Origin of the sequence: Nocardia sp. CA-119907 (assembly GCF_050955995.1) — a bacterium.
Taxonomy (GTDB): domain Bacteria; phylum Actinomycetota; class Actinomycetes; order Mycobacteriales; family Mycobacteriaceae; genus Nocardia.
Genome location: NZ_CP192091.1, coordinates 5,829,892 through 5,856,841, shown reverse-complemented (window position 1 = coordinate 5,856,841; position 26,950 = coordinate 5,829,892). Strand labels below are relative to the sequence as shown.

At 67.2% G+C, this 26,950-nt stretch carries 26 protein-coding genes; 18 read left to right on the top strand and 8 right to left on the bottom strand.

From position 1 onward, the window contains the following. Positions 1-25: 25 nt before the first annotated feature. Complete coding sequence (locus tag ACQP2D_RS25790; protein ID WP_433678489.1) at positions 26-697, bottom strand: TetR/AcrR family transcriptional regulator; 672 nt, start codon at positions 695-697, stop codon at positions 26-28. Between the two features lie 89 nt (positions 698-786). Between ACQP2D_RS25790 and ACQP2D_RS25785 the strand changes: the two genes are divergently transcribed. From ACQP2D_RS25785 to ACQP2D_RS25775, 3 genes are read left to right on the top strand one after another with little or no spacing between them, the layout of a single operon-like run. Then, positions 787-2,253: an MFS transporter gene (locus ACQP2D_RS25785; protein WP_433678488.1), complete on the top strand. Its 1,467-nt coding sequence runs from the start codon at positions 787-789 to the stop codon at positions 2,251-2,253. A gap of 50 nt (positions 2,254-2,303) precedes the next feature. Next, positions 2,304-2,708 carry a hypothetical protein gene (locus ACQP2D_RS25780; protein WP_433678487.1) on the top strand — a complete coding sequence of 135 codons (405 nt, stop codon included), beginning with the start codon at positions 2,304-2,306 and terminating at the stop codon, positions 2,706-2,708. 49 nt (positions 2,709-2,757) lie between these two features. Continuing rightward, entirely contained in the window at positions 2,758-3,627 is an 870-nt protein-coding gene (locus tag ACQP2D_RS25775; RefSeq protein ID WP_433678486.1) for an SDR family NAD(P)-dependent oxidoreductase, read from the top strand. Positions 3,628-3,637: 10 nt separating this feature from the next. Here ACQP2D_RS25775 and ACQP2D_RS25770 read toward each other — a convergent pair whose 3' ends face one another. Next, positions 3,638-4,744: a 4Fe-4S binding protein gene (locus tag ACQP2D_RS25770; protein WP_433678485.1), complete on the bottom strand. Its 1,107-nt coding sequence runs from the start codon at positions 4,742-4,744 to the stop codon at positions 3,638-3,640. 260 nt (positions 4,745-5,004) lie between these two features. On the opposite strand from ACQP2D_RS25770, the gene ACQP2D_RS25765 reads away from it, so the two are divergent. Genes ACQP2D_RS25765 through ACQP2D_RS25755 form a run of 3 tightly spaced genes read left to right on the top strand, consistent with a single transcriptional unit; the run spans position 5,005 to position 7,052 of the window. Next, on the top strand, positions 5,005-5,655 hold the full coding sequence (locus ACQP2D_RS25765; protein ID WP_433678484.1) for an urease accessory protein UreF: 651 nt from the start codon (positions 5,005-5,007) through the stop codon (positions 5,653-5,655). Positions 5,656-5,695: 40 nt separating this feature from the next. Further along, the gene (gene ureG, locus ACQP2D_RS25760; RefSeq protein ID WP_433678483.1) at positions 5,696-6,412 is read left to right on the top strand and encodes an urease accessory protein UreG; all 717 of its coding nucleotides are present in this window, start codon (positions 5,696-5,698) and stop codon (positions 6,410-6,412) included. After that, positions 6,402-7,052, top strand: coding sequence for an urease accessory protein UreD (locus tag ACQP2D_RS25755; protein WP_433678482.1), 651 nt, complete (start codon positions 6,402-6,404; stop codon positions 7,050-7,052). Before ureG ends, ACQP2D_RS25755 begins: the two co-directional genes overlap by 11 nt. 309 nt (positions 7,053-7,361) lie before the next feature. Here the strand turns inward: ACQP2D_RS25755 and ACQP2D_RS25750 are convergent, their stop codons facing one another. Further along, a complete protein-coding gene (locus ACQP2D_RS25750) occupies positions 7,362-8,801 on the bottom strand; it encodes an NAD(P)/FAD-dependent oxidoreductase (protein ID WP_433678481.1) in 1,440 nt (479 codons plus the stop codon). A 144-nt stretch (positions 8,802-8,945) separates the two neighbouring features. On the opposite strand from ACQP2D_RS25750, the gene ACQP2D_RS25745 reads away from it, so the two are divergent. Further along, positions 8,946-10,406, top strand: a complete 1,461-nt coding sequence (locus ACQP2D_RS25745; protein WP_433678480.1) for a cytochrome P450 — start codon at positions 8,946-8,948, stop codon at positions 10,404-10,406. Here ACQP2D_RS25745 and ACQP2D_RS25740 read toward each other — a convergent pair. Further along, a complete protein-coding gene (locus tag ACQP2D_RS25740; protein WP_433678479.1) occupies positions 10,393-11,241 on the bottom strand; it encodes a tat pathway signal sequence in 849 nt (282 codons plus the stop codon). The two genes, ACQP2D_RS25745 and ACQP2D_RS25740, sit on opposite strands and share 14 nt — an antisense overlap. 110 nt (positions 11,242-11,351) lie before the next feature. Continuing rightward, on the bottom strand, positions 11,352-11,549 hold the full coding sequence (locus ACQP2D_RS25735; protein ID WP_433678478.1) for a hypothetical protein: 198 nt from the start codon (positions 11,547-11,549) through the stop codon (positions 11,352-11,354). Between the two features lie 265 nt (positions 11,550-11,814). Between ACQP2D_RS25735 and recC the strand changes: the two genes are divergently transcribed. From recC to ACQP2D_RS25690, 9 genes are all read left to right on the top strand, one after another. Continuing rightward, entirely contained in the window at positions 11,815-15,291 is a 3,477-nt protein-coding gene (gene recC, locus ACQP2D_RS25730) for an exodeoxyribonuclease V subunit gamma (RefSeq protein ID WP_433678477.1), read from the top strand. Positions 15,292-15,478: 187 nt separating this feature from the next. Beyond that, the gene (locus tag ACQP2D_RS25725) at positions 15,479-18,826 is read left to right on the top strand and encodes a UvrD-helicase domain-containing protein (protein WP_433685763.1); all 3,348 of its coding nucleotides are present in this window, start codon (positions 15,479-15,481) and stop codon (positions 18,824-18,826) included. Next, positions 18,823-20,724 (top strand): exodeoxyribonuclease V subunit alpha, encoded by a 1,902-nt coding sequence (gene recD / locus ACQP2D_RS25720; protein ID WP_433678476.1) that lies wholly within the window; start codon positions 18,823-18,825, stop codon positions 20,722-20,724. The genes ACQP2D_RS25725 and recD overlap by 4 nt, the downstream gene beginning before the upstream one ends. Before the next feature lie 130 nt (positions 20,725-20,854). After that, positions 20,855-21,334: an RNA polymerase sigma factor gene (locus ACQP2D_RS25715; protein ID WP_433678475.1), complete on the top strand. Its 480-nt coding sequence runs from the start codon at positions 20,855-20,857 to the stop codon at positions 21,332-21,334. Continuing rightward, complete coding sequence (locus ACQP2D_RS25710; protein ID WP_433685762.1) at positions 21,334-21,948, top strand: methylated-DNA--[protein]-cysteine S-methyltransferase; 615 nt, start codon at positions 21,334-21,336, stop codon at positions 21,946-21,948. Before ACQP2D_RS25715 ends, ACQP2D_RS25710 begins: the two co-directional genes overlap by 1 nt. 10 nt (positions 21,949-21,958) lie before the next feature. Further along, complete coding sequence (locus tag ACQP2D_RS25705) at positions 21,959-22,678, top strand: 2OG-Fe(II) oxygenase (protein ID WP_433678474.1); 720 nt, start codon at positions 21,959-21,961, stop codon at positions 22,676-22,678. Position 22,679: 1 nt separating this feature from the next. Then, positions 22,680-22,934, top strand: a complete 255-nt coding sequence (locus tag ACQP2D_RS25700; RefSeq protein ID WP_433678473.1) for an Ada metal-binding domain-containing protein — start codon at positions 22,680-22,682, stop codon at positions 22,932-22,934. A 62-nt stretch (positions 22,935-22,996) separates the two neighbouring features. Then, positions 22,997-23,506 carry a methylated-DNA--[protein]-cysteine S-methyltransferase gene (locus tag ACQP2D_RS25695; RefSeq protein ID WP_433678472.1) on the top strand — a complete coding sequence of 170 codons (510 nt, stop codon included), beginning with the start codon at positions 22,997-22,999 and terminating at the stop codon, positions 23,504-23,506. Positions 23,507-23,560: 54 nt separating this feature from the next. After that, complete coding sequence (locus tag ACQP2D_RS25690; protein WP_433678471.1) at positions 23,561-24,073, top strand: mycothiol transferase; 513 nt, start codon at positions 23,561-23,563, stop codon at positions 24,071-24,073. A gap of 2 nt (positions 24,074-24,075) precedes the next feature. Here ACQP2D_RS25690 and ACQP2D_RS25685 read toward each other — a convergent pair whose 3' ends face one another. Next, on the bottom strand, positions 24,076-24,642 hold the full coding sequence (locus tag ACQP2D_RS25685; RefSeq protein ID WP_433678470.1) for a TetR/AcrR family transcriptional regulator: 567 nt from the start codon (positions 24,640-24,642) through the stop codon (positions 24,076-24,078). A 140-nt stretch (positions 24,643-24,782) separates the two neighbouring features. On the opposite strand from ACQP2D_RS25685, the gene ACQP2D_RS25680 reads away from it, so the two are divergent. Both ACQP2D_RS25680 and ACQP2D_RS25675 read left to right on the top strand, forming a co-directional pair. Next, complete coding sequence (locus tag ACQP2D_RS25680; protein WP_433678469.1) at positions 24,783-25,070, top strand: antibiotic biosynthesis monooxygenase; 288 nt, start codon at positions 24,783-24,785, stop codon at positions 25,068-25,070. A 33-nt stretch (positions 25,071-25,103) separates the two neighbouring features. Continuing rightward, positions 25,104-25,700, top strand: a complete 597-nt coding sequence (locus ACQP2D_RS25675) for a DUF2867 domain-containing protein (protein ID WP_433678468.1) — start codon at positions 25,104-25,106, stop codon at positions 25,698-25,700. A gap of 178 nt (positions 25,701-25,878) precedes the next feature. On the opposite strand, the gene ACQP2D_RS25670 is transcribed toward ACQP2D_RS25675, so the two are convergent. Beyond that, complete coding sequence (locus ACQP2D_RS25670; RefSeq protein ID WP_433678467.1) at positions 25,879-26,463, bottom strand: DUF3558 domain-containing protein; 585 nt, start codon at positions 26,461-26,463, stop codon at positions 25,879-25,881. Then, complete coding sequence (locus tag ACQP2D_RS25665; protein ID WP_433678466.1) at positions 26,460-26,894, bottom strand: hypothetical protein; 435 nt, start codon at positions 26,892-26,894, stop codon at positions 26,460-26,462. Before ACQP2D_RS25665 ends, ACQP2D_RS25670 begins: the two co-directional genes overlap by 4 nt. Between the last annotated feature and the right edge of the window lie 56 nt (positions 26,895-26,950).

Here is a 26,950-nt window from a genome sequence, read left to right as displayed (position 1 = left end):
CGTGCAACCTGAAGTGCCGTTCAGGTCAAGACGTTCGAACCCAGCGGGCCTCGAATCCGTCGCAGAGCGCGGACAATCCGAGGTACAGCAGATCCTCCGAGGTCAGATCGCTCACACCGCTACCGTTCAGATCCGCGAGCGCGGGCGGAATCGGCAGCTGTGATTTTCCTTCCAGCAATGCCCGCAGTCCGTTGTCTCCTTCCGGATTCATGCCCTTGCGTGCGACCAGCGCACCACTGATATGCGGGAGCGTGGCCCCGGAGATGTAGTTCCACACCGCGAAGGCCATGGTGGCCGCCTCGCGGGTCGAGACATTCAACTCACGCAGCCCTTCGACCAGCCACGCGAAGCAGGCCAGGCCCTGTGGACCGAAGCTGTAACGGGGCATGGCGAAGGTGAGCAGCACCCACGGATGCTGTTGGTAGAGCGCCCAATCGATCTCGGCGGCAATGCGGACCCGGTCGCGCCAGGTCCAGTTCTTCCCCTCCGGCGAAGGGTACGGGTTGCGAGCCGATATCTCGTCGGTCATCAGGGCGAGCAGTTCGTCCTTGTTCGCGACGTGCCGGTACAGCGACATGGCCCCGACGCCCATCCGCTCTGCGATATGTCGCATGGACAACCCGTCGAGACCTTCCTCGTCGGCGAGGGTGATCGCGGTGTCGACAATGGCGGCTCGGGTGAGCTTCGGCTCGGTCATCCCATGACTCGCTTCCAGTTTTGGGGCCGCATGCGTACACTGTACCCGGATTGACGCGTACGCCGTACGCGACACGGAGAGGATTCGGAATGACTCAGGTGGAGGCCACGCGGGTGGCGCCGGCGCCGACGGGTTCGCGGCGCCCTCGGCTGGGCCTCGCGGTGCTGCTGCTGCCGGTGCTGCTGGTATCGATGGATATCTCGGTGCTGTTCCTGGCCATGCCCACGCTCACCCTGGATCTCGATCCGTCGGCCGCGCAGCAGCTGTGGATTCTCGATATCTACGGCTTCCTCATCGCGGGCCTGCTCATCACCATGGGCAATCTCGGGGATCGGATCGGGCGGCGCAATATTCTGCTGGTCGGTGCCTCGGTATTCGGCATCGCCTCGGTCATCGCGGCCTTCGCGCCGAGTGCGGTGGTGCTGATCGTCGCCAGGGCGCTGATGGGTATGGGCGGTGCGACCCTGCTGCCGTCGAGTCTCGCGCTGATCTCCAGCCTGTTTCCGAATGCCCGCGAACGCGCCGCCGCGATCGGGGTGTGGACCGCGTTCTTCGCGGGCGGATCCGCGGTGGGGCCGATACTCGGCGGGATGCTGCTGCACCACTTCTGGTGGGGCTCGGTATTTCTCATCAATATTCCGGTGCTGCTGATCCTGCTCGTCTTCGGTCCGTTCGTCCTGCCCGAACATCGCGCGGGTGTGGTCGGACCGCTCGATATTCCGAGTGTGCTGCTGTCGATCGGCGGTATCCTCCCGGCGGTGTACGCGGTCAAACAGATCGCTGCCGAGGGATTCGATATCGCATCGATCGCTATCGGACTCATCGGTGTCGTCTTGCTCGCCGTCTTCGTGCGACGGCAGCGACAGCTGGCCGAACCGCTGCTGGATCTGCGGTTGTTCCAGCGGGTGCAGTTCACGGTCGCCATCGGATCGAGTCTGGTCGGCATGATGTCGCTGGCGGCGATGAGCTATCTCACCAGCGTCTATCTGCAATCGGTGACCGGACGTGAGCCGCTGGCGGCCGCACTGCTCGGGATTCCGATGGCGATCGCGGTATTCGTCTGCTCGATGGGCGGTGCGCGGATCGGGCACAAGCTCGGAGTGCGCGCCACCTTCGTGCTGGCGCTGCTGGCCGCCGCGGTGGGCAATGTCATGCTGGTCGGCGTCGGGGTGGACGGCGGAATCGCCTGGTACCTGGCCGGATCCACGATCGCGGGAATCGGTTACGGCCTGGCGTTCACCCTGGTGTCGGATGTGGCGGTCTCCTCGGTGCCGCCGGAGCGGGCCGGTTCCGCGGTCGGGATCTCCGAGACCAGTTTCGAACTGGGTAATGCGCTCGGCCTCGCGCTACTGGGTTCGATTGCGGCGCTGGTCTTCCGATCGGGCGGTGACTATGCGGACACCCTCGGCGAAACCATCCAGCACGCGGGCGGGAACACCGCGCTGATCGATTCCGCGCGCGAATCCTTTGTCTCCGGAATGCATATCGCGACCTCGGTCGGCGCGGTGCTGCTGGTGGCGATGGCGGCGGTCGCGGCATTCGCACCCCGGCGCTGAACGGCGCGCCTCCCCGGGATCGGGCTCGATTCGCGATATAATTAGATGTCATGTTTTCTCATGACATCACCTCCATCGAGGGCTTTATCCGCAGATATGACGAGATCGTCGCGACCTCGGATTTCGCCACGCTGCCAAGCCTTTTCGATCCCGTTGTTCTGGTGACCACGCCGACGTCGAGTCGCTGTCTGAGCCGGGAGGAGTTCGTGGCCGGCGCGAAAGCGCGGGCGCGCCAGTTCGATTCGGGGCCGCGGACTCGGTTGGTCGAGCAGAAGACCGTCGACCTGGGCGGGCACTACTGGCTGACTTCGGTGCGGTGGACATTGACGTTCGGCGCACGGTCCCTCGACGTCCACAGCGACTTCCTGGTCCGGCGGGCCGCGGACGGGCCGCGGATCGCGGCCTATCTGACCCGCCAGGATCTGCCCGAGCTACTGCGCGCCGGCGACGAGTGATCATCGATACGGGAGGTGTCTGGGCCGGGTGGCGCATACAGTCGATAGCGTGAACGACACTCCCGCTTCGAGCAATGGCCGCCCGCTCGCCGAGCGGGTGGCGGCGTGGTTGCTGTATCCGACCTCGCGGCCGCGTCAGAAATCCCTGCGTGCGGCGGTCGCGGGCCGGATCGTGCTGGTGACCGGCGCCTCGCACGGCATCGGCAAGGCCAGTGCGCGCAAGTTAGCCGCGGCCGGTGGGGTGGTGCTGCTGGTGGCGCGCTCGGTCGACGACCTCGAGCAGGTGGCGGCCGACATCACCGCCGAAGGCGGCACCGCATACGCGTACCCGACGGATATGACCGATATGGATGCCGTCGAAAAACTCGGCCGTGACCTATTGGCCGAACACGGTCACATCGATGTGCTGATCAATAACGCGGGCAAGTCGATTCGCCGCTCGATCGACGATTCCTACGACCGATTCCACGATTTCACCCGCACCATCGACGTGAACTACCTCGGCCCGGTCCGCTTACTGCTCACCGTGCTGCCGAGCATGCGCGAACGCAAACAGGGCCATATCGTCAACATCTCCACCTGGGGCGTGCTCATGCCGCCCGCCCCGCGGTGGGCCGCCTACGGTGCGTCGAAATCCGCCTTCGATGTCTGGTTGCGCAGCACCGCGGCCGAAATCGCCGCAGATAAGGTCACCACCACCTCCATCTACATGCCGCTCGTGCACACCAGGATGAGCGCACCGACCGACTTCAGTCGCGTCCCCGGACTGACCGTCGACGAAGCCTCCGATCTGGTCTGCCATGCGGTAACCGCCAAACCGCGCGAGATCGCCCCCTGGTGGTCGCATCGCATCCAAGCCTGGTCGGATCTGACCCGCAAAGGGGCGCAGCGCTTCATGGAGCGTTCCTTCCGACGGTAGCCGTGCCCGGTCAGTCGGCGCTGTTGCGCGGTCGGGGGCGCGGGCCGATCTGATCGAGCAGGTCGTTGACCTCATCCGGGAACCCGTTGGTCACGGCCTTCGGTGTCTTCTTCGGGAACCGGCGCGTGACGTGCTCCTGTGCGGCCGATCCCGGCAGGACGTAGACCGGTTCGGGTTTGTTCTGCAGTGGGCGCACGACGTCATCGAGGTGGCCCTTGCGATCGTCGAGGTAGGCGCCGATCACATCCTCACCCGCCGGACAGACGGCCATGCAGTAGCCGGCCTTGTAGTTGGGTTTGAACGACAGGCTCTGCCACATCGAGAACGATTCGCCGGTGCTGACGCGCTCGCGGTATTCGTCGGCGTTATCGCTGTCGGCGACGGTTTCGGCCCAGTCGGTGAAGCCGCCCATGAACTCGCGGTAGTTGTGCGTATAGCAGGCCTGGAAATCGAAGCCGCCCTCGTTGGTGATCGCGCCCACCGGACATGCGGAGACGCAGAGCTTGCATTCCAGACACGGGCTGAAATCCAGCGATGCGCTCGGTTCGTCGATCGCCGCGTCGGTGACCACCGTGCCGAGCAGGATGAAGTTGCCGAACTTCGGGTGAATGACATTGCGGTGGATACCCATAACGCCCAATCCGGCCGCCTCGGCCACCACCTTGTGCGCGATCACCCAGATGCGACCCGGAAACTTATCGACCTCCATCGGATATCCGGGGGCCGGATAGACGGCACGGTATCCGGCGTCTTGCAGCGCCCTCGTGATACGGCGCGACACCTCGTTGGTTTCGTCGTCGGCGTGGTTGAACTCGGTATTGGCGAGGCTGCGCATGGTGCTGCGCAGGTTGTCCCGGTTCATCCGGACGCAGAAGGCCACGAAGGTCCGTGCGGAGGGCAGAATTTCGCGCGCATGCTCGAGCTCTACGGCCACGCGCGGGTCCTCGACCGGTACGAAGCCCACATCGTCGGCCCCGGCCTCTAGACAGAGTTCGCGCAGCCGCGAAACGCTCAGCACCGGATCAGGTTTCGTGCGCGCCCGCTCGGCCATCCGCTGCACGGTCGGATGCTCCGCCAGCCGACGCTGCCCTGTTGGTTCCTGGTTCACTTCCGACATCGGCCCTCCTCGTTGGCGCGAGACCGGCACGGCCTCAGGAAGATAGACCCCGCCGAACGCCGAAACTCATCGCACATCGGGCGTGTTGTGGGAGATCGGCGCTCGATTCGCGGTCGGTTCCCTCGGGAGCGACGCGGAGCAGGCCGACATCTCGAATCCGATACAACACCGTGTCGATCTACACCCTGTCCCGATCCGAAGATCATGTGTGGCCCGGTCGGGGTGAGGGAGCCCGACCGTGTCACGCCTAGGATCGACGGATGGACAGATCGGGAAGCAGTGGGTTGGCGACATTGTTCGCGCTGGCCGATTCGCGGCTGCCGATCGGGGGACATGTGCATTCCGGGGGCGTGGAGGAGGCGGTGGCATCCGGGGTCGTGCGCGATGTCGGGACGGTCGAAATGTATTTGCGGCGGCGGATCCGGACGTCGGGGCTGGTCGCGGCGTCATTGGCGGCGGCGGTGTGCGCGGGGACGTTGGATGCGGTGCGGGCGGAGGCGGAGGCGGATGCGCGGACTCCCGCTCCGGCCGCGCGGGCGGCGTCGCGGGCGCAGGGCCGTGGGTTGCTGCGGTTGGCGAAACAGGTTTGGCCAGGACAAGTTTGGGCGACTCTCGGCATGCGGCCGCACCTGTCCACGGCGTTCGGCGTCGTGGGGCACAGCTGTGGTGCGACTCCGGAGGACACCGCGGCCGTCGTCGTCTATACGACCATGACCGGAGCCGCGACGGCGGCGCAGCGGTTGCTCGCGTTGGATCCCGCGACGGTGGCAGCATGCACGATCCGGCTCGGCGAACTCTGTGATCGCACCGCGGCCGAGGCGGCGACCGGAGTCGCCGCGCTGTCGGACCCGCTGCAGGACGTGCTCGCCCAGCGACACCTGGTGCGCGATATGCCCCTGTTCGCGTCCTAGGTGCGCGATCGGCAAGGATGAAGGCGGAAAGGAGCACGATATGCCACCCCACCTGATCGACGGCGAGCCGCATGATCACTCCCACGACCGCCCCAAGCGTGCCCGCACGCCCGGCGAGGCGCTGCGGATCGGCATCGGCGGACCGGTCGGTTCGGGCAAGACCGCCCTGGTGGCCGCTCTGTGCAGACAGCTGCGCGACGAACTCTCCCTCGCGGTGCTGACCAATGACATCTACACCACCGAGGACGCCGACTTCCTGCGCCGCAACGCGGTGCTGCCGGACGAGCGCATCACTGCCGTCCAGACCGGCGGCTGCCCGCACACCGCCATCCGCGACGACATCACCGCCAACCTCGACGCCATCGACGATCTGATCGCGGCCAATCCGCCGCTGGATCTGATCCTGGTGGAATCCGGCGGCGACAATCTCACCGCCACCTTCTCCTCCGGCCTGATCGATGTGCAGATCTTCGTCATCGATGTGGCGGGCGGCGATAAGGTGCCGCGTAAAGGCGGCCCCGGCGTGACGTTCTCGGATCTGCTGGTGATCAATAAGACCGATCTCGCCCCGCTGGTCGGCGCCGACCTCGGTGTGATGGAGCGCGATGCCGCGCAGGTCCGCGAGGGTCGCCGGACCGCGATGATCTCGCTGACCGAGGATCCGGCCGCCACCGACGTGCTCGCCTGGGTGCGCGAGCAGCTGCGCGCGATCGCCGAGCAGGATGGTTCGGCCACCGAATCCGCTGTTGCGCACTGAGGTTCGCATTGTCGCCGCCGTCGGCGCGCTGCCCGAGATCCACGCGAGCGGCGGGCTGGCGGTTCGGCGCACCGGTCCGGATACCGTCCATCTGATCGGCACCGCCGCGACCCCGCTCGGTGGTGACGAACTCGATATCGAGATCGTGGTCGCCGCGGGCGCGCGGTTGCTCGTGCGCTCGGTCGCGGCCACCATCGCACTGCCCAGCGCGGCAACGCCACTGTCCGCGGCGCACTGGCGTTTCGACGTCGCGGGCGAACTGGATTTCGATCCCGAGCCGACGATCGTCGCGGGCGGTGCACACCATCACGCCGTTACCGAGGTGCGGTTGACTCCCGAGGCCCGGCTGCGGTTGCGCGAACGGGTCCAGATCGGCCGCACCGGTGAGGACACCGGCGGCTGGCGTGGTGATCTCATCGCCGACGTCGGCGACCTGCCGCTGCTGCGGCACCGGCTGGAACTCGGCGCGGACGGTGCGACAGACGATAACCTCAGCGCGCCGAGGGCATTGGACAGTGAACTCGTCTACCCCGATGACCGCCCCGCGGATACCACGGGTTTGGTCGCATCCCGCCTGCCGCTGGCCATCGGCGGGACCCTGTCCACCCGAATCGGCATGCTGCTCGGCCCGAACGGCTGACTTCCGATTCGCCGACCCGAAGATGCGTAGTCGGTCACAGCTTCGGGGCCGCTTGCAGCCCTACGGGTGTAGCGGCGGTTCGGGCGGGGGAATGAAAAGGGTGGGAACCCGACAGCGTCGTCAGGTTCCCACCCCAGTCCGGCGTTCGGTCGGTCGTCGACGGCCCGCGAGTTGCCCGCCGGTGGTGCGATCGGCGGCACCGGAGCGCCTTTCCTCCGGAGACATGTCAATCGCCATTCGGACCGGAGGGCGCTCGGATGGGTGCGATTTGTGACCCCGGCGATGCGATAAAGGCCGGTTTCGGGCGAATCAGCCGACTTTGCGGTTGGCCGCCTTATCGGTGAGCGCGGCCTTTCCGTTCTCCGCGGGCGGCGCACCGAGCGCGGCCGCGAGTTCGTCGGCCTCTTGTTGATCGGCCTGTACCGCCTCCACCGCGAGTCGGGCGAACACCCACTGCTCGGTGGCGGCCATCTGCCCGCGGGTGCGGCCGAGGAAGGTCACGAACCACTGGATGACGGTGATGATCCGGCTGCGGTAGCCGACCAGGTAGTACAGGTGCAGTGCCAGCCAGGCCAGCCAGGCGATGAACCCGCCGAACTCCAGCTTGCCGATCTGGCAGACGGCGCTGAACCGCGACACCGTCGCCATACTGCCCTTGTTGAAGTACTTGAACGGCTTACGATCCTGCGGCGCTTGGCCATTCAGCCCGGCCTTGATCTGCTTGGCCGCATAGGTCGCGCCCTGGATCGCGCCCTGCGCCTGGCCGGGCACATTCGGTACCGACATCAGGTCGCCGACGACGAAGACATTCGGATGGCCCTTGACGGTGAGATCGGGTTCGACGATGACCCGACCGGCGCGGTCGACCTCGGTGCCGTCGGACTGCTCGGCGAGCATTTTGCCCAGCGGGCTGGCCTGCACACCCGCCGACCACACCTTGCACGAGGATTCGATGCGGCGCGTGGTGCCGTCGGCGTCCTTCACCGTGACACCGTGCGCGTCGACATTGGTGACCATGGCGTTGAGCTGGATCTCGACGCCCATCTTCTCCAGCCGCCGCTTCGCCTTACCGCCCAGCTTCGGGCCCATCGGGCCGAGTACCGCGCCCGCGCCCTCGACCAGGATCACCCTGGCATCGCGGGGATCGATGTTGTGGAAGGTGCCTTCCAGGGTGCGATCGGCGAGTTCGGCGATCTGGCCCGCCAATTCGACACCGGTGGGCCCGGCGCCGATCACCACGAAGGTGAGCAGCCGGTCCCGCAGTTCCTGGGTGACGGCCAGTTCGGCCCCTTCGAACGCGCCCAAGATGCGCGCGCGTAGCTCCAGCGCGTCATCGATGGTCTTCATGCCGGGGGCATAGGTGGCGAACTGGTCGTTACCGAAGTAGGACTGCTGCGCGCCGGTCGCCACGATCAGGCTGTCGAAATGGGTGACGGTGTTCTGGTTGAGCAGCTGCGAGGTGACCGTCTGCTGCGCGAGGTCGATATCGATGACATCGCCGAGCAAGACCTGCGCGTTCTTCTGCTTGCGCAGCACCAGCCGGGTCGCGGGGGCGATCTCGCCGACGGAAAGGATGCCGGTGGCCACCTGGTAGAGCAGGGGCTGGAACAGGTGGGTCGAGGTCTTCGAGATCAGGGTGATGTCGACGTCGGCCCGCTTGAGGTGCTTGGTTCCGAACAAGCCGCCGAAGCCCGACCCGATCACCACCACCCGGTGGCGATGGTTCTCCTCGACAGACTGAGTGCTCATCGTCGGTGCTCCTCAAACCTGGGGTGGCGGCCCCTCGAACGTTACTGACCCGACTTACGGTAGTCGGCGCTCTGCTGGCCGTCACGGTGAGATCCCGGTTGCTGATGTGCTGCGATGCTCCACTGCTGTCGAATACGATAGATCATGTCCGAGAATGTGTCGTTGATCGACGTTCCTGACGACCATGTGCTCGATCGACTGTTGCGCCGGGTTCCGGAGCGCCGTCGTGTGCTGGCCACACCGCCACGGGGCAGTACCGCGACCGCTGTGCGCGGTGATGCCGGACTGCCGTATTTCGGGCGAGGTCTGCATTATCTGCGCTGGGGTCCGGCCGAAATGATGGATCGGTATCGCCGATACGGCCCGGTGTCACTCAATTCCTCGCTGGGACTGGATCGGGTGCTGGTCTGTGGGCCGGAGGCGATAGATGAGGTGCTCGGCAAGCGCCGCCGTGACTTCGGTCAGGGGTGGGACTACTTCATCGGCTCGTTCTTCGGGCGCGGACTATTGCTGCTCGAATTCGATGAGCACATGTTCCATCGCCGGATCATGCAACAGGCCTTCACCAGGGAGCGGCTGGAGGCGCATCTGGCGACGTTGACGCCGGTGGCGCGGGCCGTCATCGGTCGGTGGGCGGCGGAACCGGGGCGAATGGTCCGGCTCTATCCGACGATCAAGGAATTGACCCTGGAAATCGCGGGAGAGACCTTTATGGCCGTCGATGTCGGTGCACAGCGGCGCAAACTGATCGACGCGTTCATCGATTGCACCCATGCCGGGCTCGCGATAATTCGACATCCTGTGCCCGGGGGCAATTGGCGCGCCGGGCTGCGGGGGCGGCAGGTGCTCGAGCGGTACTTCACCGAAATGCTGCCGCAGAAGCGCCGAACCGAGTCGGCGGATTTCTTCTCCGCCCTCTGTCATGCGCGCACCGAGGACGGCGCCGAATTCAGTGACGCGGATGTGGTGAACCACATGATCTTCCTGATCATGGCCGCGCACGACACCACGACGACCACCGCCACCGCCGTCGCCTACTACCTCGGCAAACATCCCGAATGGCAGCGGCGGGTGCGGGCCGAAGTGCTCCGCATCGATGCGGAAATCGGTAGTGCCGCACCGACGATCGCCGATTTGGACCGCATGCACGACCTGGATCTGGTCATCAAGGAGAGTCTGCGATTGATGCCGCCGGTACCTGGTTTCGTGCGGCGTGCGGTGCGCGACACCGAAATTCTCGGGCATTACATTCCGGCTGGCACGGCCGTCGATTGCGCATATCACATCAACCACTTCCTGCCGGAGCTGTGGACCCGGCCGGACGTGTTCGATCCGGAACGCTTCGGCGAAGCGCGGCGCGAGGACAAATCGCATCGACTCGCCTGGGTGCCGTTCGGGGCGGGTGCGCACAAGTGCATCGGCATGCACTTCGGCACCCTCGAGGTGAAGACGATTATCGCGGCACTGGTGCGCGATTACGAGTGGGAACTCCCGGAGGATTACCGAATGCCGTGGGGGTTCACGACAATTCCGTTCCCCCGGGATGGTGCGCCCGTGTTATTGCGTCCGCGAGTGGGTCGCTCGAATCAGTTCAGCGTCCGCTGAAAAGCAGTTCGGCGACCTTGGTGTCGGTGGCGGCGCCCTCGGTGTAGCCGCCATCGCCGCCGAGCGAACTCATGATGGCCAGGGTGTAGCGCTCGCCGGGACCGGCGAAGCCGACCGAATTGACCACCCAGCCGCCTTGCTCCTCGGACCAGCCGTTCTTGAGGCCGGGCCGCATTGCCGCGCCCGCGCCCCACAGGCCCCAGTGCTGATTGCTGTCTACCGCGCGCATGCGGTCGAGCAGGTAGTTCCGGTCGTCGGGGTGCATATGGTTGAAGACCGAATCCATCAGCCGATCCAGATCGGCGGGCGTGCACTTCTGGAACGACCAGTCCGGGAACAATGCGGTATTGGTCGGCTGCGGAACCAGCGTCACCATGCCATTGGCGCGGAAGGCATTGTTATAGGCCATCCGATCGATGCCCGCGTACTTGTTCCAGAGGATATCGGCGGCTTGGTCATTGGACGTGGCGAGCATTGATTCCATCAGCGCGCGGTCGTCGGGACCGAGGCCGATCACGCCCGCCCGCGCGCGGTTGAGCAGGTCAACGGCGATGGCCAGCTTGATGGTGGAGGCGGTCCAGACCGAATTCTCCGCATTCTCGTTCGCGTACACCCCGCCGCTGACCCGATCACGGACGACGTAACCCGTCACACCGGGCCGATTCTTCAAATACGCGTCGACAGCGGCGATTCGGCTGCTCATATCGCAATCGAAACCGGCCAGGCAGCCTTGCATATGCGCCGGAGGCGCGGCAAAGGCCGACGGAATCAGCGCGGGGGTAGTGGGGACCAGGATCGCCGCAGCGGCGAGAACAGAGACGGAGGCGTGACGCACGAGGCAACACGATCGCACATCAGCGGGCCGGACGCACGTCTTGAGCTCTGCGCGACGCTGTGGTAGCACGCGTTGTGTGCTTGCACCGCAGTGTCTTTCGCCGGAGCGCCTCAGTGAAAGGCCGCGTGTAGTTCCTCGACGGTGCGCCCGTTGAGACGGTAGCAATGCGCGAAGGCCTCGGCATGCTGGTCGCGGGGCCAGGTGTGTAGCACAACGGTCCGGCCATATGAGCGCGAGTTGACCAGCTCCCATCTGTCACCGACGCGGCGGACCGTGAACCCGCCTCTCGGAACCAGGGGAATCACCATCGCCATCATCGAACGCGAACCAGCCTTTCGTGCTGCTATCCCCGTTCCTCCCCGGTTGAGCACTGTTGCACATCGAGCGCCGCGATCCGAGGTGACACGGCGAAGTAAATCGTTCGTGTGTGGCTTATTTCACTCTCGCGGGAGTGGGGCCGGAAGGTTGCGTGCTGGTCGCTGGGCGTATAAACGTGCGGGAGCGACGAGGCGTACGGATAGGCGACTTGACGCGCAGCGCGGACATACCGGACGGACCGACGAGAGGGCGCACATGCCGCTGCACATTCATCGTGCCGAGCGCGCCGACGCGTTGGCGCAGGCACTGGCCGACTTGCTTGCCGAGCCGTTGCCGGACGCCTTCGCGCCCGAGGTGGTCGCGGTGCCCGCGAAGGGTGTCGAGCGCTGGCTGACGCAACGGCTGTCGACCGTGCTCGGTGTGTCGGGGCGTTCGGATGGTGTCGCCGCGAATATCGAATTCCCGTCTCCCGGTGCATTGGTCGCCGAGGTGCTCGCGGCGGTGAGTGGGGTGGCGCCCGAGGTGGATCCGTGGGCGTCGGAGCAGGTCGTGTGGACATTGCTGCAGGTGATCGACGCGTCGCTGGCCGAGCCGTGGAGTGCGGTGCTCGCGCGGCATCTGGGAGCAGGGGAGCCGGGTGGCCATCGCGTCGGGCGTCGGTACGCGACCGCCGCGCATCTGGCGGCGCTGTTCGACAGCTATGCGGCGCAGCGGCCTGGACTGATCAAGGAGTGGGCGAGCGGTTCGGATACCGACGGGGCCGGGCGGGCGGTACCGGATGATCTGCTGTGGCAACCGGAATTGTGGCGGCGGTTGCGGGCCGAGGTGGGGGTGCCGAGTCCGGCTGAGCGGTTGGACGCAGCCTGTGCGCGGTTGCGGAGCGAGCCGGATCTGGTGGATCTGCCCGGGCGTTTGTCGCTGTTCGGGGTGACGCGGTTGCCGACCGATCAGCTCGCGGTGCTGTCGGCGCTGGGGGCGTCGCGGGATGTGCATCTGTGGCTCGCGCATCCGAGTCCGGTGATGTGGTCGCAGTTGTCCGCCCGGCCCGCTGTGGTCGCGCGGGCTGATGATGCCAGTGCGACGGTGGTGCGACATCCGCTGCTCGCGGGGCTCGGCCGGGATGTGCGTGAGCTGCAGCAGCGGTTGGTCGGCCCCGGTATCGCGGACCGGCATCACCCGGGCGCCGGTTCGGTTGCCGCCGAACTGAATGATGCTGCGGTGGGCCAGCTTTCGATCGGCCTGGCGATCGGCGAATCGGAGCGACCCGGCTCCGGTCGGTCGATCGAGGATGGCCCCGATGGCGCTGCGGCCAGCGGGGCTTCGAGGGGGGATGGTCAATCCCGTAGGACACTGTTGCACGCCCTGCAATCCGGGATTCGGGACGACGCGTGGCCGCCGGCACCCGCGACCTTCGATCACGCGACCGTCCAGGTGCACTCGTGCCATGGACCGGCGCGGCAGGTGGAGGTATTGCGGGAGTGCCTGCTCGGGTTGTTCGCGGCCGATCACACGCTGGAACCGCGGGATGTGTTGATCATGTGTCCGGAGGTCGAGGCGTACGCGCCGCTGGTGCGCGCGGCGTTCGGGCAGAAGCTGGTGGGATCGGTTGAGTCGGTGGGAGATCCGGCGCATCCGGCGCATCTGCTGCGGGTGCGGCTCGCCGATCGGGGGCGCGGCGTGACCAATCCGATGCTCGCGGTGATCGCGGTGCTGCTCGAGCTCGCCGACGGGCGGGTGACGGTGACCCAGGTGCTGGATCTGGCGGCATCGGAAACCGTCCGGCGCCGTTGCGGTTTCGAGGACGACGATATCGAGCGCTTGCGCGAATGGGCGGCCGAATCCGGTGCGCGCTGGGGGATCGGGCAGCGGCAGCGGCAGGCGTTCGGGCTGGCCGACTTCGCGCAGAACACGCTGAACAGTGCGGTGGATCGGATTCTGCTCGGGGTGACCGCCGACGAATCCTCCGACGACTGGCTGGATCTCGCGCTGCCGCTGGACGATGTGGACAGCAATGACGTCGATCTCGCCGGTCGGTTCGCGGAATTCATCGACCGGCTCGCGGTGTGCCTGCGGGATCTGCGCGGGCCTCGTCCGGCCGCCGAATGGGCGCAGGTCCTCGGCCGCTGTCTCGATCTGCTCACCGATGTGCCCGACAGTCAGGCCTGGGTGCGCACCGAGGCCCGCCGCGAGTTGGCCGCGGCCACCGATCACGCGGGCGATGTCGCGCTGCGGCTGGCCGATATCGGTGTGCTGCTGTCGAGCCGACTCGCGGCGCGGCCGACCAGAGCCAATTTCCGTACCGGTGAGCTGACCGTGTGCACGATGGTGCCGATGCGTTCGGTGCCGCATCGGGTGGTGGTGCTGCTCGGGCTCGACGACGAGGTGTTCCCGCGTACCAGCGGCGTCGACGGCGATGACGTGCTCGCCCGCCATCCGCTACTCGGCGAACGGGATGCGCGCAGCGAGGACCGTCAGCTGCTGCTGGACGCGGTGCTCGCGGCCACCGAGCAGTTGCTGATCTTCCACACCGGCGCCGACCCGGTGACCGGCGCGCACCGCCCGCCCGCGATCCCGGTCGCCGAACTGCTCGACGCGCTGCGCGCGCACGTCGGCGCGGACGGAATGGACACGGTGGTGAACCGACATCCATTGCAGGGCTTCGACCGTCGCAATTTCAGTGCCGAGCGCCCATTCAGCTTCGACACCGTCGCACTCGCCGGCGCCGAGGCGGCCGGGCAGCCCGCGCAGCCGCGGCCCGCATTCCTGCCCGAGCCGCTGCCCGCGCCCGAACTCACCGATGTCGCACTGGCCGATCTGATTTCGTTCGTCGAGCATCCGGTGCGCGCATTCCTGTGGCAGCGCCTGGGTCTTCGCGTGCCCGAACCCGAAGAGGACATCGCCGACCGGCTGCCCATCGAACTCGACGGACTCGCGAAATGGGAACTCGGCGAACGACTGCTGGCCGCGCGGCTCACCGGTGCGGACCCATCGACGCTGCGTGCCGCGGAATGGCGGCGCGGAACATTGCCGCCGTTCGGATTCGGCGGCGCGGTCCTCGACGAGGTGGAATCCACCGTGGACAAGTTGGTCCGCGCGGCCCTGCCCGAGTACGCGGGCGCGCCGCGCGCGGTCGATATCGCGGTGGATCTGGGCAATGGCCGCCGCCTCACCGGCACGGTGCCCGAGGTGCGCGGGGAATCGCTGGTCCGCACCACATTCTCCCGGCTCGCTCCGAAACACCGCATCGCCGCGTGGGTTTCGCTGCTCGCCCTGGCCGTCACCGAGGACCGCAGTTGGCGCGCCGTCACCACCGGCCGTGGCCAATTCGGTCGTCCCGCATGGCGTTCCGAGCTGACCGCACCGGAACCGCCGGCCGCACTGGCGATCCTGCGTGAGCTGGTCCGACTGCGCGATGCCGGACTGACCGAACCGCTGCCGATCGCACCCTCCGCCACCGCCGTCTACGCCGAACGCCGCTTCCGCGGCTCGAACGCCGAGGAGGCGATCGCCGCCGCCGAGCGCGAGTTCAACGGCGGCCCCAATGGCCCAGGCCCTTTCGGCGATCACACCGACCGCCACCTTCGCTACATCTGGGGCCGAGCCCCGCGCCTCGAACACCTCATGGCAGCCCCCGCTCCCGCGGGTGAACCCGGCGAGACCACCCGCTTCGGCTCGTTGGCCCGGCGCATGTGGGCACCGCTGCTCGCGGCCGAGAGCCAGGGACAGCCGTGAGTGGTCTCGCATGGATTCGCCGTACGCCTCGTCCACAATCACGGCTTCGCGGTCCGGCGCGCCTACCGCATGATGGCCGGTTTCGGGTGGACGGTGGAGCAGTCAACCGGCGTCGGAAGTGGATGGTGTGCATGAGCATTGCGAGCGCCGCATGCGCCGCTTCGCGATCGGTGAAAGCCGGTGGGGCATGACCATCGAGGACACCGCGTTCGCCGCGCCGCCAGTGGATACCGACCGATTCGATCCGAACGGGCCGTTGCCGACGGGGACGACCGTACTCGAGGCGAGTGCGGGGACCGGTAAGACACATGCGATCGTCGGACTGGCGGTGCGGTATGTGGCCGAGATCGGGATCGACATTTCGCAGCTCCTGCTGGTCACGTTCAGTCGGGCGGCGACGCAGGAGTTGCGGGAGCGGACGCGGGATCGGTTCGTCGCGGTGGCGGCGGCATTGGCCGATCCGGAGGCCGCGCGGGCGCATGGCGATGAGTTGATTCGGCTTGTCGCACAGGCGGATTCGGAGGAGGTGCGACGGCGCAGGCGGCGATTGCTGACGGCGCTTTCGGATTTCGACGCGGGGACCATCGCGACAACGCACAGTTTCTGCCAGCGGATGCTCGACGAGCTCGGGTTGGCGGGGGAACACGATCCCGGATCCCGGCTGGTCGAGACGATCGATGAGCTGATCGGGACGGTCGCCGACGACCTCTACCTGAACCGGTATGCCCGTGCCGAGCCGCCGTTCTCGTTGAAGGAGGCGCATACGCTGGCGCTGGCGGCGGTGCAGGATCGGCATGCGGTGCTGGTGCCGAAGGGCGAGGGACCGGCAGGGGAGCGCGTTGCCTTCGCCGCCGCCGTACGCGCGGAGACCGAGCGCCGCAAGCGCCTGGCCGGATTGCGCGACTTCGACGATCTGCTGGTGCTGTTGCACGATGTGCTCGCCGATCCGGTGCACGGCCCGCGGGCCTGCCGTCGCATCCGCGACCGGTATCGGGTCGCCCTGGTCGACGAATTCCAGGACACCGATCCGCTGCAGTGGGACATCCTGCGGCTGGCCTTCCACGGACATTCGACCCTGGTCCTCGTCGGCGACCCGAAGCAGGCCATCTACGCCTTCCGCGGCGCGGAGGTGCTGAGCTATCTCGACGCCGTCGCGCACGCCGACACCCGCAAGGAGCTCACCGACAACTGGCGCAGCGATGCGGGACTGCTCGCCGCACTCGATCACCTACAGGGCGGTGCGGCATTGGGGCACAAGGAGATCACCGTCTACCCGGTCGCGGCGACCCGTGGCTGGTCGCGACTGTCCGGACCGGCGGAACTGACGACGCCGCTGCGGATGCGGTGTCTGCCGCGCACCGGGGCCGGACCCCTGAACAAATCGGGATTCCCGGCGGTCGGGCGCATGCGCGCGAAGGTCGCCGACGACCTCGCCGCAGATATCGTGCGGCTGCTGGAATCCGGTGCGCTGTTCGAGGCGAAGGCCGGACCGAGGCCGATCGGGCCCGGCGATATCGCGGTGCTGGTGCGGACGCGATCCCAAATCGATGTGGTGCGTACGGCTTTGGACCGGGTCGGCGTCGCCTCTGTCCTCGCCGGTGGCACCAGCGTATTCGGCACCGGCAGCGCGACGGACTGGCTCTGGCTCTTACGAGCCCTGGAACAGCCGCATCGCTCCGACCGTGTGCGACTGGCCGCCTGCACACCGCTGCTCGGCATCACCGCCGCCGAAATCGATAGCGGCGGTGCGGATCTGGTCGGCCGCGTCAGCGCCCAACTGCGCGAAGCGGCCCGGCTGTTCGCCCGCGCGGGATTCGCCGCGGTCTTCGAAAAGATCTCCGCCGAAGCGAATCTGGCGCAGCGGCTGCTGTCGATCGAGAACGGCGAACGGGAGCTGACCGATCTTCGGCATATCGCCCAACTGCTGGACCAGGTCGCGCTGACCGAAGGGCTCGGCCTCACCGCGCTGACCCGCTGGCTCGCCGACCGGGTGCGCGATCCGGCCTCGGGATCGGTCGCCGACCGCAGCCGTCGCCTCGACCGGGACGCCGCGGCCGTGCAGATCGCCACCGTACACGCCAGCAAGGGCCTCGAATTCCCCATCGTCTATCTGCCTTTCGCCTGGGACAACGCAAAGAACCCGTACCCGCAGACCCTGCTGTTCCACACCGACGACGGCGCCCGTGTCCTCGATGTCGGCGGCCAGGACGCCTCCGGCTACGGGGAGCGCAAGCTGCGCAGCGAAACCGAGGAGGCGGGTGAGGAACTGCGTCTGCTCTACGTTGCGCTCACTCGCGCGATGTGTCAGATCGTCGCCTGGTGGGCACCGGCGATCACCACCGCCAACGCACCCCTGCACCGGATGGTCCTCGGCCGCCCGGACGGCGGCGATCTGGTGCCGAGTAGGGCGGCGGTGCCCGCGGATTCCGTTGCGGTATCCATGCTTTCGGCTTGGGCCGCCGGTGCGCCAGAGGCGATTTCCGTGGCGGGCGTCGAGGACACCGATGCGGTCGAGATCCGCCGGGTGCGCACCGAACTGCCGACCGGTGCCCTCGCCGCGGCCCAGTTCGCCCGCACCATGGACCTGCAGTGGCGTCGGACCTCCTATTCGGCCTTGACCGCGGGCGCTCATGACGCGGCGATTCCGGAGGCCGAACCCGAGGATGAACGCGGCCCGTCCGATGAGCCCGGCACACCGGTGCCGGTCGACGCCGAACCCGCGACCACGGATGCGGCCCCGTCACTGATGAACGCCCTGCCCTACGGCGCCGAATTCGGCACCCTGGTACACGGCGTGCTCGAGCGAATCGACACGGACGCACCGGATCTCGCCACCGAAGTGCACACCCGCTGCCGGGCGGCGACCGAAGAGTTGATGGCCGAGGTCGATCCGATGGTTCTCGGAAATGCCCTGCTCGCTGTTCTGCACACGCCACTCGGATTCGGTTGTCTCGCCGACATTTCCAGCCGGAACAAGCTCAATGAACTCGACTTCGAACTCCCGCTGGCGGGCGGGGACATTCCGGGTGCGCACACCGTCACCCTGCGCCGCATCGCCGAACTCCTGCGCGCCCATCTCCCGGCCGACGATGCTCTGTCCGGCTACGCCGACCAACTCGCGGCGCTGGACGACGCCCCCCTGCGCGGCTATCTGACCGGCAGCATCGATGCCGTCCTGCGCGTCATCGAAAAGCCCGGCACGGAACCACGATTCGTCATCGTCGACTACAAGACCAACCGTCTCGGCACCGGCGACCTCACCGTCGAGCACTACACCCACGACCGCATGGCCGCCGAAATGCTGCGCTCCCACTACCCCCTCCAAGCACTCCTCTACGCGGTGGCCCTGCACCGCTATCTGCGCTGGCGGCTGCCCGGTTACGAACCCGCGCGGCATCTCGGCGGCGCCCGCTACCTCTTCGTCCGCGGCATGATCGGCCTCGAAACCCCCTCGGGGCGTGGTGTTTTCGATTGGAATCCACCCGCTGCGTTGATCGTGGCATTGTCCGACCTGCTCGCCGGGGAGCAGCGATGACCTCGATTCAGTTGGCCCAGCGGGGGACCGGGCTGTTGCGCATGTTCAACGAGGCCGGCGTGTTGTCCGCCGCGGACGTACACGTCGCACTGCGATTGGGGCGCATGGGCCGCGAGGCCTCGGAAGAGGTGCTGTTCGCGGCGGCGCTGGCGGTGCGGGCGGTGCGCTCCGGTTCGGTGTGCCTGGAACTGCATCGCATGCGCGAGATCGGCGTCGATGCCGATGAAACCTGGGACGCCGGTACGGGTATCGACCCGGCGACGCTGCCCTGGCCCGATATCGACGCCGTCGTCGCGGCACTGCGAGTGAGTCCATTGGTCTGTGGCGGACCGGCCGGTCCCTTGCAGCCATTACGTCTGGTCGATGCGCAGGCCACCCGGGACGCGGGTCCACTGCTCTATCTGGACCGGTACTACCAGCAGGAACAGACGATCCGCCGGGTGCTCACCGAACGTTCCGGATACCACCCCAAGGTGGATCCCGCCATCGTGCGCCGCGAACTCGATCGCCTTTTCGACACCCCGGTCGGCGCGGCCCCGGACCGCCAGCGCATCGCCGCGGCACTCGCCGCCACACATTGGACCACCGTGGTGGCGGGCGGTCCGGGTACCGGCAAAACCCACACCATCGCCCGCATCCTGGCCCTGCTCGACGCGCACCAAAAGGCGCATCCGAAACTGCCCGGCCTGCGCATCGCCATGGCCGCGCCCACCGGCAAGGCGGCCGCCCGCCTGCAGGAGGCGGTGCGCGAGCAGGCCGATGCCCTCGGACTGCCCGAGCTGACCGCGGCCACGCTGCACCGGCTCCTCGGCTGGCAGCGCGGTCGCGCGACCCGGTTCCGGTATCACGAATTCAACCGGCTGCCCTATGACGTGATCGTCGTCGACGAAACCTCCATGGTGTCGCTGACCATGATGAGCAGCCTGCTGGCCGCGCTGCGCCCGGACACCCGGCTGGTCCTGGTCGGTGACCCGGATCAGCTCGCCTCGGTCGATGCGGGCGCGGTGCTCGCCGACCTGGTCGCGGGCCCCGTTGTCGGCGTGGCAAATCCGGTGCTCGAACAGGTGCTCGGTGCCGAATCGATTGCGGCCGAAGATAATCCGGAAGCGCTCACCAGACTCGAACGTGCGCGGCTGCGCGGCGGTATCGTCCGATTGACCCGCGGCCGCCGATTCGGCGGCAAGATCGCCGAACTCGCCGTGGCGGTTCGTGCGGGCGACGCCGATACCGCGCTGGAGCTGCTGCGCGCGGGCGGCGAAGAACTGTCGCTGTGTACCCCGGACGACATCGCGCCGGTCCGCGCCGATGTCGTGCGCGCCGCTCGTGAGGTATCCACGGCCGCCCTCGACGGCGACGCCGCGGCCGCGCTGACCGCCCTCGAATCGCATCGCCTCCTGTGCGCCCACCGCCAAGGCCCATTCGGCGTCGAACGCTGGGACCGGATGGCCGCCGAATGGGCGGCCGCCGGTGGCGCGGGACCGGACTCGCACCAGGCCCCGTGGTATGCGGGCCAACCCCTGCTGGTCACCGCCAATGACCACGAGGCCCGCATCTACAACGGTGACACCGGCGTGATCGTGCGCATGCCCGACGGCTCCCTGCGTGCGGCGCTGCAGCGCGGCAGCGAACCATATCTGGTGCACCCCACCCAATTTCCGGCCGTGGTCACCGTCTTCGCCATGACCATTCACCGCAGTCAGGGCAGCCAGTACGACACCGTCTCCGTCGTCCTGCCCGAACCCGAATCCACCCTGCTCACCAGGGAACTGCTGTACACGGCCATCACCCGTGCCCGCCGCCACGTGCGCATCATCGGTACCGATGACTCGATCCGCGCCGCCATCGACCGCCGCGTCCTGCGCGCCAGCGGTCTATCGCGAATCCCGGAGCCGCAGTGATCTCCCGCGTGCAGATGATCGCGCCGCGCAGGTATTCGCGCGATGAACAAGAACGCGCCTGTCATCGGGGCAGTGGCGGCGGTATGACCTGGGGATCTCACGTTCCGGCCAGCCCGGGCGTCTACTCAGCGTGAGATTGCCTCCGTTCGAGGAAGTGGTGGCCGAATACGGCCCGATGGTGTTGCGCGTCTGCCGGGCCGTGCTCGGTCCGACGGATGCGGCCGACGCGTGGTCGGAAACCTTTCTGTCCGCCCTGCGGGCCTATCCCGACCTCGACCCGAACACGAATATCGAGGCATGGCTGGTCACCATCGCGCACCGGCGCGCGATCGATGTGGGACGCGCACTGACCCGCGCGCCCGTTCCCGCCGAAGCCCTGCCCGAACGCGCCGCCCCGAACGCCGATCCGGCCGGTTACAACCCCGATCTGTGGGATGCGCTCGCGGCCCTGCCGCCCAAACAGCGGCAAGCGGTGGCCTACCACTACCTGGCCGGACTACCGCACGCCGAAATCGCTGAGCTACTGGGAAATTCCACCGACGCCGCCCGCCGCGCCGCCGCGGACGGGCTCAAAACCTTACGCAAGCTCTACCCGAAGGATCGAACATGATGGCCACTATCGACCGGGATCCGGACGGCCTCTTCGACGGCCTGAATGCGAACTCCGCCGAGATCCTGTCCCACCTGCGGCAGCGGCTGGCCGCCGACGCACAGGCCGCTGGTCTGCTCGACATCGCCTACCGCACGCTGGACACCCCCGTTGGCTCCCTGCTGCTGGCGGCCACCCCCGCGGGCCTGGTGCGGGTCGCCTACCCCAATGAGAACCACGACACCGTGCTCGCCACACTCGCCGAGCGGATCAGTCCCCGGCTCCTCGCTGCCCCCGCGCGCCTGGATGCCGTGGCCCGCGAGATCGACGAATATTTCACCGGTACCAGAACACACTTCGACCTGCCACTGGATCTGCGGTTGACCGTCGGCTTCCGCCGCCAAGTGATCGAGCAGCTGAGCGATATCGGCTACGGCCATCGGGCGAGCTACGCCGATGTCGCAGCGGCCGTTGGCAATCCGCGCGCGGTCCGCGCCGTCGGCTCGGCCTGTGCGCACAATCCGCTTCCGGTGGTGATCCCCTGTCATCGGGTGGTGCGCAGCGACGGTTCGATCGGCCAGTACGTCGGTGGTATCGCCGCCAAGAACACCCTGCTGACCCTCGAAGCGGCGTGACGGAGAGCCGATGGAAATCCTTACCGCACTGGAAGAACGAGTCGACGCCCAACCGTGGCGCGAGCTGCTCGAGGAGATCGACGCCTACGGCTGCGCCCAGTCCGGCCCGCTGCTGACTCCGGACGAATGCGCCGAATTCACCGCCATGTGGGACGATCGGGCCCGCTTCCGATCGACGATCGATATGGCCCGCTACCGATTCGGCCAGGGCGCCTACCGCTACTTCGCCGATCCGGTCCCCGAACCGATCATGCGCTTGCGTGCGGCTTTCTACCGCCGCTTGCTACCCATCGCCCGCACCTGGGCCGACCGGCTCGGCGACCCGACCCCATGGCCCGACGATTTCGAGGATTGGCTCGCCACCTGCCACGCCGCGGGCCAGACCAAGCCGACACCAATTCTGTTGCGCTACACCGAAGGTGACTGGAACGCCCTGCACCGCGACCTCTACGGCGAACTCGTCTTCCCGCTGCAGGTCGTCATCGGCCTGGACCGCCCCGGCATCGACCACACCGGCGGTGAATTCCTCCTGGTCGAACAGCGCCCCCGCGCCCAATCGAGACCCACCGTCACCATCCTGGAACAGGGCCACGCCCTCATCTTCACCACGCGGGACCGCCCGACTCCGTCCGCCCGTGGCTGGTCCCGCGCACCGATCCGCCACGGCGTCAGCCGAATTCGCAGCGGTTACCGCCACACCCTGGGCCTGGTGCTGCACGACGCCGAATGAGATGTACATCCTGACCGACGCCGACGACCGCCCGTATGCGAGCCCCACACCGGGCCGATACGGCGGCCATCGGCGTGGCAAACTCTACGGCCGCCTCGACTGCCCCTCCGCCCTGCGCGCCCTGGCCCGCGGCCACTACCGCGCCCATCGTGTCTTCTTCGCCGACGAAGCAACCGCCATCGCCGCCGGCTACCGTCCCTGTGCGGTCTGCCTCCCCTCCGCATATGCGGCGTGGAAAGCCAACTCCGGCCGGTGATCTCACGTTTCGCCGTCGCGGCGCGTCTACCCGGTGAAAGTTCGACAGCGAGGAGCAACATCATGTCCGACACCTCCACCGCACGCCTGGTGCACGGCTGGCCCCTTGGCAATCTGCTGATCGAGGCGAACCCGGCCGGTGTGTCGCGCGTCGCGTTCACCGATATGCAACCCGCTGAGCCGACCGGTGAAAACCCCACGGCACGTGAACATCTCGAAGCCACTGCAGAGCAGATCGACGAATACCTCACCGGTGAACGCCGACAGTTCAGCGTCGCGATGGATTTGACACCGATGAGCGAATTCGACCGCGAGGTGCTACTGACGCTCGAGGCCACCACGGGTTACGGCCGGACGACCTCCTACGGAGCCCTGACCCGGCAACTCGGCCGCACCACCGCCGACGCCCGAAAAGTCGGTGGCGCACTCGCGCGCAATCACCTGCTGATCCTGCTCCCATGCCACCGTGTCCTCGGTGCCGACGGTGCGCTGACCGGCTATGCGGGCGGCCTGCCCGCCAAGCGGGCCCTGCTCGACCTCGAATCGGCCGACCTGCTGTTGCCGCTGGGCTGACACGCCCGGACGAATGCGGGAATATTGGCGACCGCGGTGTGCTTGCATGGGGTCATGACGAGCGCGGAGTTGTTGGTCGATGCATTCGGGCGGGTCCGGGAGAATGTGCACGGTGCGGTCGCCGGGCTGCGGCAGGACGAGTTGGCGGCGCGGATCGATCCGGAAGCCAACTCCATCGCCTGGCTGATCTGGCATCTGACGCGAGTCCAGGATGATCACATCGCCGATGTCGCGGGACTCGAACAGGTGTGGACGGCGGCGGGCTGGGCCAAGCGGTTCGAACTGCCCTTCGGTGACGCGGCGACCGGATACGGTCACGGCGAGGTGGAAGTCGCCGAGCTCGGCCGGATCTCGGCCGAGCTGCTACTGGGCTATTACGACGCGGTGCACGAGCAGACGATCGAGTACGTCGCCGGGCTCACCGATGCCGAACTGCCCCGCATCGTCGACACCCGCTGGAATCCGCCGGTCACCCTGGGCGTCCGGCTGATCAGCGTTGTCGACGACGATATCCAGCATTCCGGCCAGGCGGCGTTCATTCGCGGAGTGCTGCTGCGCCGCAGGTAGTTTCAGTACTCGTCCGGCGTCCGCCCGAACAGCAGGTCGGCGGCGCGGACGACCACCTCCAGACGGGTGCGGTCCTGGTGATCGGCGGCGAGGAAGTGTTTGCCGACCGCCAGGCAGAAGGCGAGCAGGGCGCGGGCCTCGACTTCGTCCGGATCCGAGCAGATCGCGCCGAACAGCTCGCGCGCGTACTCCATCCGGTGGTTGTCCACCCGGCGTAGCCGTTCGGCGACCGCCGGGTCGCGGCGCGCCCAGTCGCGCACGGCGAGGTCGATCGGGAGGCGCTCGTCGGAGAAGGTGAGCAGGCCGGCGCGCCGGATCTTGGTCTGCGGATCGCCGCCCTCGCGTTCGACCTGAGCGCGGACCTCATCGGTGCTTTCGCGTTCCCACGTCTCGAGCATTTCCTCGAGCAGGGCGTTGCGGTCGGCGAAGTGTCCGTAGAAGCCGCCCTTGGTGACGCCGAGCGCCTGCGCCAGGCTCTCGATGCGGACGGCGTCCGGGCCACCGCTCGACAGCGCGAGCAGACCCTGCTCGATCCAACTGCTTCGTGGGGTGCGGGTGACGGCAACCATACCTTCAGTATCGCCGACGGTGTTGACACCGGCGCAGCGCCGGTTACGATCGAAGCATACGGCACCGTATATTTGAAAGCCGTTGGCACATCGGGCAATTGCGAGGGCAACGGCGTCCTCGCCAACGAGAGGGGACCGTGATGACGGTCGGATTCATCGCCTTCCACTACCCACGACCGGAACATTTCGACGACTTCGTCGCGCGGGTGCACGAGGTCGCCGCGGTTCTGCGATCGGTGCCCGGCTGCCTGTCCGCGGACTGCTGGGAGAGCACCGACGGTGACGACGCGGTGGTTTCGACGGGGCAGTGGGAATCCGAGGAAGCCTTCGCGGCATCGTTCGCCGCGGTCGCCGCGGCGGAGGTGGACGTCGCCTTCGACGATCGCGAACACCGTGCACGTCAGATCTTCAAGCTCGCCGCCCGGTAGCGCGCGATGGACCAGAGGGATGGAGGCGGAGCAATGCGGCTCCCGGAATCCGCGCATACCTCCCGGCCTTGGCGGATCCACGACATCGCACCCGACTTCCGGGTCGAGGATGTGTGGGCACTGCCGACGCCGGGCGGTCCCGACGACTTCCCGCGACTGGTGCGGCAGATGACCTCGGGCAACGATTCGAGTGAATTCTCTGTCATCTATCGCGCACTCTTCGCGATCCGCTGGAAACTCGGCGCGCTACTCGGCTGGGATAGAACCGATGGCGGGATCGGCGTGCGGGTGCCGTCGCTGCATGATCGGCTCCCCGCGGACCTGCGCGACGCGCCACCCGGACCGGTCTTCGAAGGTGCGCCGTTCCGCTCGGTCTACCGCACCGACACCGAATGGGCGGCCGAGATCGCCAACCGGACCATGCACGGGGTGATGCATATCGGCTGGGTACCGGACGAAACCGGCGGTTACCACGGCCAGATGGCCGTGCTGGTGAAACCCAACGGCGTCTTCGGGAAGATCTATATGGCAGGGATCCTGCCGTTCCGGTACCTGCTGGTATACCCGGCACTGATGCGTGGCATCGCACGCCGATGGCAGGCACAGACCGGCGATCCGGTTGCGGGATAACCGGATTCGACCGAACTGGGCGCGCTCCGGGCGCGGACTGGATCCGGCAACGCCAATGGGGGCCGTTCTTCGGACGCTCTCGCGGGATCCCGAAAAGGGCGCAGCGGCAGCGGTATTCGAAACGAGAATTTCTCGCCGGACAAGGCGACGCGGCGCGATAACCCGCGCAGCTCGATCGTCAGCTGCCCTGCGGGATGAGGGGTGCTACGGCTTCCGCGATCTCGGTGACGTTATCGCAGGGAGAGAGCTTGCGGGGGTGCAGACCGCGGGGGTCGTCCACCAGAATGTAGAGGGAGCCGGATTTCATATCGATGCTGACGGTGCAGCCGCCGGGCACGTCCGGGCGCGCCTCGTAGCGTAGAGCTTTGCGGCCGCCGATGGTGAGCTCGGTTGCGGTGGGGAACTTTTCGCGAACTTGGTCGAGGGTTCCATTGGTTGTTTGGACACCGAACGTATAGCGCGCCTGCGCCAGGTAGGCACAACCCTTCCAAGTGAACGCGCCAGTGGTGGTCTGCTTGTGTTCGGGAGCTCGGGCGTCCCATTGGTGTTCGGCCAGGAATTGCGGAGTCAACGCGGTACAGGGATCGAACGCGGTAGTGGCGGTACCGGAGGTAGCGGCGGCGGCCGATGTCGAGGCGGCCGGGGTGGTGCTCTGTGGGGTGGGTGCCCCTTTGTCGCTGGTGCATCCGGTGAGCAGAGCTAGCGCGGCCGCCGCCACCGTCGCACCAGCCAGCCTCCGCTTGTCCGGCGATGGGTTGTTCATACGCGAATCTCGCGCAGCTGACGGGCGAACTCGGCATCGGTCTGCTCATAGACATCGCGAATGGTCTTGAACAGGCTCTGGATCTGCGTGGCGACCGAAATGTAGTCGCCGATTGTGTCGTAGGCGTTGTTCGGGCCGCCGAAGGCCTTCTCCCGGAACAACGTCACCAGCTCGATGGCGGAGGTGAGCCGGGGGTTGTTCTCGCCGAGACCCCAGGTTTCCTTCTCGCCGAGCGACCGGGCGTCATATTGAGCGACCGTCAGCTCGTCGATCAAATGCTGACAAGCCGTATCAATATCAACGAACGCCTGCGGTTCCATCCGCACCTTCAGCGCCCCGGTCTTCGCATCCTCGACATACCCGCCGAACGGACTGTCAACAGCCATAGCGGTCGCCCCTTCCACTGGTCCCGTCTGATCATAGAGACGCACCCGGCGACGAGACGGTTCCATCGAAACATAGATCCGCCGACCCGGGCGTGTTGCCC

What these genes read in the sequence shown, in the direction of transcription:
- ACQP2D_RS25790 (WP_433678489.1), bottom strand. Translation starts at nt 697, where the DNA reads ATGACCGAGCCGAAGCTCACCCGAGCCGCCATTGTCGACACCGCGATC.
- ACQP2D_RS25785 (WP_433678488.1), top strand. Translation starts at nt 787, where the DNA reads ATGACTCAGGTGGAGGCCACGCGGGTGGCGCCGGCGCCGACGGGTTCG.
- ACQP2D_RS25780 (WP_433678487.1), top strand. Translation starts at nt 2,304, where the DNA reads ATGTTTTCTCATGACATCACCTCCATCGAGGGCTTTATCCGCAGATAT.
- ACQP2D_RS25770 (WP_433678485.1), bottom strand. Translation starts at nt 4,744, where the DNA reads ATGTCGGAAGTGAACCAGGAACCAACAGGGCAGCGTCGGCTGGCGGAG.
- ACQP2D_RS25765 (WP_433678484.1), top strand. Translation starts at nt 5,005, where the DNA reads ATGGACAGATCGGGAAGCAGTGGGTTGGCGACATTGTTCGCGCTGGCC.
- ureG (WP_433678483.1), top strand. Translation starts at nt 5,696, where the DNA reads ATGCCACCCCACCTGATCGACGGCGAGCCGCATGATCACTCCCACGAC.
- ACQP2D_RS25750 (WP_433678481.1), bottom strand. Translation starts at nt 8,801, where the DNA reads ATGAGCACTCAGTCTGTCGAGGAGAACCATCGCCACCGGGTGGTGGTG.
- ACQP2D_RS25745 (WP_433678480.1), top strand. Translation starts at nt 8,946, where the DNA reads ATGTCCGAGAATGTGTCGTTGATCGACGTTCCTGACGACCATGTGCTC.
- ACQP2D_RS25735 (WP_433678478.1), bottom strand. Translation starts at nt 11,549, where the DNA reads ATGGTGATTCCCCTGGTTCCGAGAGGCGGGTTCACGGTCCGCCGCGTC.
- recC (WP_433678477.1), top strand. Translation starts at nt 11,815, where the DNA reads ATGCCGCTGCACATTCATCGTGCCGAGCGCGCCGACGCGTTGGCGCAG.
- ACQP2D_RS25725 (WP_433685763.1), top strand. Translation starts at nt 15,479, where the DNA reads ATGACCATCGAGGACACCGCGTTCGCCGCGCCGCCAGTGGATACCGAC.
- recD (WP_433678476.1), top strand. Translation starts at nt 18,823, where the DNA reads ATGACCTCGATTCAGTTGGCCCAGCGGGGGACCGGGCTGTTGCGCATG.
- ACQP2D_RS25710 (WP_433685762.1), top strand. Translation starts at nt 21,334, where the DNA reads ATGGCCACTATCGACCGGGATCCGGACGGCCTCTTCGACGGCCTGAAT.
- ACQP2D_RS25705 (WP_433678474.1), top strand. Translation starts at nt 21,959, where the DNA reads ATGGAAATCCTTACCGCACTGGAAGAACGAGTCGACGCCCAACCGTGG.
- ACQP2D_RS25700 (WP_433678473.1), top strand. Translation starts at nt 22,680, where the DNA reads ATGTACATCCTGACCGACGCCGACGACCGCCCGTATGCGAGCCCCACA.
- ACQP2D_RS25695 (WP_433678472.1), top strand. Translation starts at nt 22,997, where the DNA reads ATGTCCGACACCTCCACCGCACGCCTGGTGCACGGCTGGCCCCTTGGC.
- ACQP2D_RS25690 (WP_433678471.1), top strand. Translation starts at nt 23,561, where the DNA reads ATGACGAGCGCGGAGTTGTTGGTCGATGCATTCGGGCGGGTCCGGGAG.
- ACQP2D_RS25685 (WP_433678470.1), bottom strand. Translation starts at nt 24,642, where the DNA reads ATGGTTGCCGTCACCCGCACCCCACGAAGCAGTTGGATCGAGCAGGGT.
- ACQP2D_RS25680 (WP_433678469.1), top strand. Translation starts at nt 24,783, where the DNA reads ATGACGGTCGGATTCATCGCCTTCCACTACCCACGACCGGAACATTTC.
- ACQP2D_RS25675 (WP_433678468.1), top strand. Translation starts at nt 25,104, where the DNA reads ATGCGGCTCCCGGAATCCGCGCATACCTCCCGGCCTTGGCGGATCCAC.
- ACQP2D_RS25670 (WP_433678467.1), bottom strand. Translation starts at nt 26,463, where the DNA reads ATGAACAACCCATCGCCGGACAAGCGGAGGCTGGCTGGTGCGACGGTG.